Origin of the sequence: Accumulibacter sp. (genome assembly GCF_036625275.1) — a bacterium.
Taxonomy (GTDB): domain Bacteria; phylum Pseudomonadota; class Gammaproteobacteria; order Burkholderiales; family Rhodocyclaceae; genus Accumulibacter.
The window spans coordinates 1-3682 of sequence record NZ_JAZKUD010000167.1; the positions used below are offsets into that span (position 1 = coordinate 1).

Annotated in this window: 6 protein-coding genes; 5 read left to right on the top strand and 1 reads right to left on the bottom strand. The window is 61.1% G+C overall.

Translation table 11 applies throughout. The annotated features are described in order from the left end of the window. Positions 1-89 precede the first annotated feature (89 nt). From V5B39_RS22000 to V5B39_RS22015, 4 genes are all read left to right on the top strand, one after another. The gene (locus V5B39_RS22000) at positions 90-515 is read left to right on the top strand and encodes a hypothetical protein (RefSeq protein ID WP_332344946.1); all 426 of its coding nucleotides are present in this window, start codon (positions 90-92) and stop codon (positions 513-515) included. Continuing rightward, positions 505-819 (top strand): type II toxin-antitoxin system RelE/ParE family toxin, encoded by a 315-nt coding sequence (locus V5B39_RS22005; RefSeq protein ID WP_332344947.1) that lies wholly within the window; start codon positions 505-507, stop codon positions 817-819. The genes V5B39_RS22000 and V5B39_RS22005 overlap by 11 nt, the downstream gene beginning before the upstream one ends. 126 nt (positions 820-945) lie before the next feature. Further along, a complete protein-coding gene (locus V5B39_RS22010) occupies positions 946-1119 on the top strand; it encodes a hypothetical protein (RefSeq protein WP_332344948.1) in 174 nt (57 codons plus the stop codon). Next, positions 1106-2098, top strand: coding sequence for a DNA-binding protein (locus tag V5B39_RS22015; RefSeq protein WP_332344949.1), 993 nt, complete (start codon positions 1106-1108; stop codon positions 2096-2098). The genes V5B39_RS22010 and V5B39_RS22015 overlap by 14 nt, the downstream gene beginning before the upstream one ends. Positions 2099-2105: 7 nt before the next feature. Here V5B39_RS22015 and V5B39_RS22020 read toward each other — a convergent pair whose 3' ends face one another. Then, a complete protein-coding gene (locus V5B39_RS22020; protein ID WP_287708940.1) occupies positions 2106-3146 on the bottom strand; it encodes a GSU2403 family nucleotidyltransferase fold protein in 1041 nt (346 codons plus the stop codon). A 155-nt stretch (positions 3147-3301) separates the two neighbouring features. Between V5B39_RS22020 and V5B39_RS22025 the strand changes: the two genes are divergently transcribed. Beyond that, positions 3302-3523, top strand: a complete 222-nt coding sequence (locus V5B39_RS22025; protein ID WP_434735753.1) for a ribbon-helix-helix domain-containing protein — start codon at positions 3302-3304, stop codon at positions 3521-3523. Positions 3524-3682: the final 159 nt, after the last annotated feature.

Genomic DNA, 3682 nt, shown 5'->3' on the forward strand with positions numbered 1-3682 from the left:
GTTTGTCGAACCGAGTGACACAAACAATTATTGTTTGTGAAGCGTTATAGCGCATACTGTAATCAGGCTGTTATACGATGAGGTCACTTATGCAAAATATGACACTAGAGCAGTTCCGCGCCACGGTTGAATCTGGCGGAATCCTGTCCGTTGTCCTCAAGGCGCAGGGAGCGGCCTTCGCCATCCAGGCAGAAACTCAGCGCGGCGATGCGGTGCTGGTCGATACGCGCAGGAAATTGCCACGCCTGTTTGGTGATCCGCGCAAGGCGCTGGCCCTGCTGCGCGAGATGGGCATCAGAAAGGCGGCTGTCGATACCGAAGCTTGGCGACCGGAGCAGGCCGATTCCTTGCATCCGTCCCGGCCAGACAAGTCGGTGAAGCTGAAAGCCGCGCACGAAGCTGCTGAACTCAAGCGTGTCCTCGACGAACGGATCGCGAGGGCCGACGCGCAAGGCGCAATCTGGCATGACGCAGAGGACGTTTTTGACGAATTGGCCGCGGCGCATGCGGGTTAGGCTGCTCGACCAGGCCAAGGCGGATTTGGTGGCGCTTGGGCAACATTATCGGGACGTTGGCGGTGATGTACTGGCGCGCAAGATGGTGGCACGGATCAAAACGCCAGTGCTGTCGCTCAGGGACAATCCGGACATTGCTCCATCGTATGAACTCGCGCCAGGTATTCGCCGCCTGGTGGTCGCGAACGGCGCGTTCCTGGTGTTCTACCGCGTGCGTGCCGATGTCGAGGTGCTGCACATTCGCCGCGCCGAGCGGGATTCTGCAACCGGAGATGAATTGGGGCAAGTCGCCCTAAAGGAATAAACCGTCCGCAAAAAAGCGCCATACGTCTGCTATTTTACGTTTCACCGCCAACAGACTATCCTCAGTGAGGAATCGGACACGCAACGCTGCCCGAGTGTCGGGTACTGTTATTCAGGGAGACGGGAAATGGATACGCCGCAGGCACAGATCATCGAGCAGGAAATCCACGACCTCAGCGGCTTGCTGTGCGATTTGTACCGGCGCGTCGCCGAGAGTGCGCCGGAGCGTGCTGGCGAGATCGCCGGGGCGCTGCAGGCCAACGCCCGGCAGTTTGCCGAGATCCCCAGTGGCACGCACTAGCGCGGTCGAGTACGAGCGGGTCGTCGAGGCCTGCTCCAGCCTCTTTCTCGAAGGCAAGAGTCCGTCATTCGAGTCGGTCTACGAGCTGATTGGCCGCAAGGGCGGCGCCAAGGTCGTCCAGGGGATGATTGCCGACTGGCGCAAAGAGATGGCCAACCGTTTCATGGCCGGCCGCACCAACCCCGATTTGCCGGAAGAATTGATCACCGAGGCCGACAAGGTGCTCACCGTCGTCTGGCGCCTGGCGCTGGAAAAATCCGATGCCGCGTACGCCGATGAACGAAGCAGACTCGACCAGTCTCGCGTCGACACGGCTGCAGCGGTGACGCAAGCCCAGGAACGCGCTGCCGAGTTCGAGCACGAAGCACTTGTCTTGCAGGGAGAACTGCAAACCCTACAAGTGAGACTGCAGGGCAGCCAGACCGAGATCAAAGACCTGCGGCAGCGCCTGGCCGACACCACCACCCTCCTTCGCGCCCGTGACGAGCAGATCGGCCAGATGCGTGAAGATGGCGCCCGGCTTGCCAACACCCTTGAGAGCGAGCGGCGCAATCACGAGACGGAACTCCTGGCCGAGCGCGAGCGACACGACCAGGCAGTGAACGCCGAACGGCAGCGGGCCCACGAATCGGTCGAGCGCGAGCGAGAAATTGCCGCCGGCGAACGTCAGTACCTGATGCACCAGACCGATGAGACCCGGCAAGCCGCCAAGGCGAACGAAGCTGCCTTCAAAGAGCAACTCCAGGAGGTCAAGGCCTTCGCCGAGAGTTTCCAGGCGCGAGCCGGTCGTGCGGAAGGCGAAGCGGCGTTCTGGCGCGGCAAGGCCGAAGCGGCAGCGGAAGAATCCAGCCGCTGGCAGCGGTCTTCAGAGGATGCCGCCGGAAAGATCGAGAGCTTGCAGGGGCGCATACGGATCCTGGAGCACGAACTCGCCCAGCGGGCACCAGAGGGGTCTCCCAAGGAAAAGTCTGAGAACTGAGCGGCGACTATTCCGGGTTGAGTTCTTCCCAGGCACGGGCGTGATCGCTCTCCAACAGGTGCCGTACCTGGCCAACGGCACACTGCAAACGACCAAGGATGGACAAGGGAACCCGTCGCAATGCCTCTTCGATGGCACCGGGATGCTTTTCTCCAAGCACGGCAAGAAGCACCGCGGCCTGGAAGAGGTCCTTTTCCGATTTGCCCCCTCGATTTGCCCGTAGCTGGGAAACCATCAACTTGTGCAGGGCAAAGCGCTCTGGCAAAGGCACCCGAACCATGCAGCACCCCTCCCTCGCCATGAGCAGGCTCATTTGCGAATCGGCCAGCAGATAACTCAGGTAAGGCAAGGCCGTGGCGTGGGCTTGCAGCTCCGGCACCGGTACCACCTGAAAATCCTCTCCAGCGGAGGGCACCAGGAGGTCCACATGGAAGCGGCTTCGGCCTCTCTCCTTGAACGAGGTGGAGGGCTGTCGAGCATCCAGTTGCGGTACTTCGACGAAGGGAATGCCCGTGGCTTGCAGCATTTCCAGGAAGCTGGCTTCTGGAAGTTCGGGAAAAGCCAGTTTCTCGCGTCGCGCGATGTCTATATCTTCAGTGGCATAGGGTGCGCCGGCCACCCCCAGTTGGTTCAAGAGCAAGCCGTAGGCATGGGAGCCGATGAGCACCCCACCCGCCTGAAATACGCCGTGGTTATACAGGCTGGCCAGGGTCGCGTAAGTCTTGGCGTCGGCCAGCGCAAACCCTTCGCGCCCCAGCAGCCGCAGCGAAGTCGAGGCGGCTTTGGTTTCGGCGATGGCCAGCCGCAGAGCCTGGGCCATCGCATCCGCTTCGGGCGCCCCGACGGGGCCGGCCAGGTAACGCTCCCGCTTCTTGCCGTCGCCATCGTAGAACTGGTGGGCGTAAAAGCGAAACCCAGCCGCATTGCTGCGCTCCAGCACGCTCCCGGGCGTGCCGACAAAGACCTGGGACTGCCCGCGGGCGTGGTTTTCCAGGTCGGCGAACAGCACCATCAAGGCTGGGAGATGGGAGCGGTACAGCGCGGGCATCGGAAGTTCACATCGTATCCGTCAAACCGCAAGCGTAGTGGATACGCCAAATGTTCGTCAAGGGCGGTCAAATTACGAAACAGAAAGTATGCGTGATGGCTGAATGAGCTTGTCGAGGGAGGTGCCCATGACCCCGCCGAAAAATCAGCATTGCGTTGCCGCCCGAGATGGTCTCCATCGTCCGCAGCGCCGTTGCTACTGGCGAGTACGCTTCCATCAGCGAAGTCATTCGCGATGCGCTACGCGACTGGACGTACAAGCGCAGCGCGCACCAACAGGGGATTGCCGACCTGCGCCAGTTCTGGCAGGAAGCGATGCATGACGAGACGCTGGGGGTCTCGGCCGACGAGGTACTCGACCGCCTTGAACGCAAGTAGGGGTCGCCTCAGAAAACGGAAAAAATCGTACGCTATACCGTGGGCGGTCACGACTGAATCTTCTGGAACGTTTGGAAGTTCAAGGTCAATAAGGACTGTAGGGCGTTGGCGTGGATGGTGTGGGTATCTTGCAAGCAGCGTTCGATAGCGGTAGTGAAG

Excerpts from the sequence above, each read along its gene's own strand:
- V5B39_RS22000 (WP_332344946.1), top strand. The coding sequence starts at position 90 with ATGCAAAATATGACACTAGAGCAGTTCCGCGCCACGGTTGAATCTGGC.
- V5B39_RS22005 (WP_332344947.1), top strand. The coding sequence starts at position 505 with ATGCGGGTTAGGCTGCTCGACCAGGCCAAGGCGGATTTGGTGGCGCTT.
- V5B39_RS22010 (WP_332344948.1), top strand. The coding sequence starts at position 946 with ATGGATACGCCGCAGGCACAGATCATCGAGCAGGAAATCCACGACCTC.
- V5B39_RS22020 (WP_287708940.1), bottom strand. The coding sequence starts at position 3,146 with ATGCCCGCGCTGTACCGCTCCCATCTCCCAGCCTTGATGGTGCTGTTC.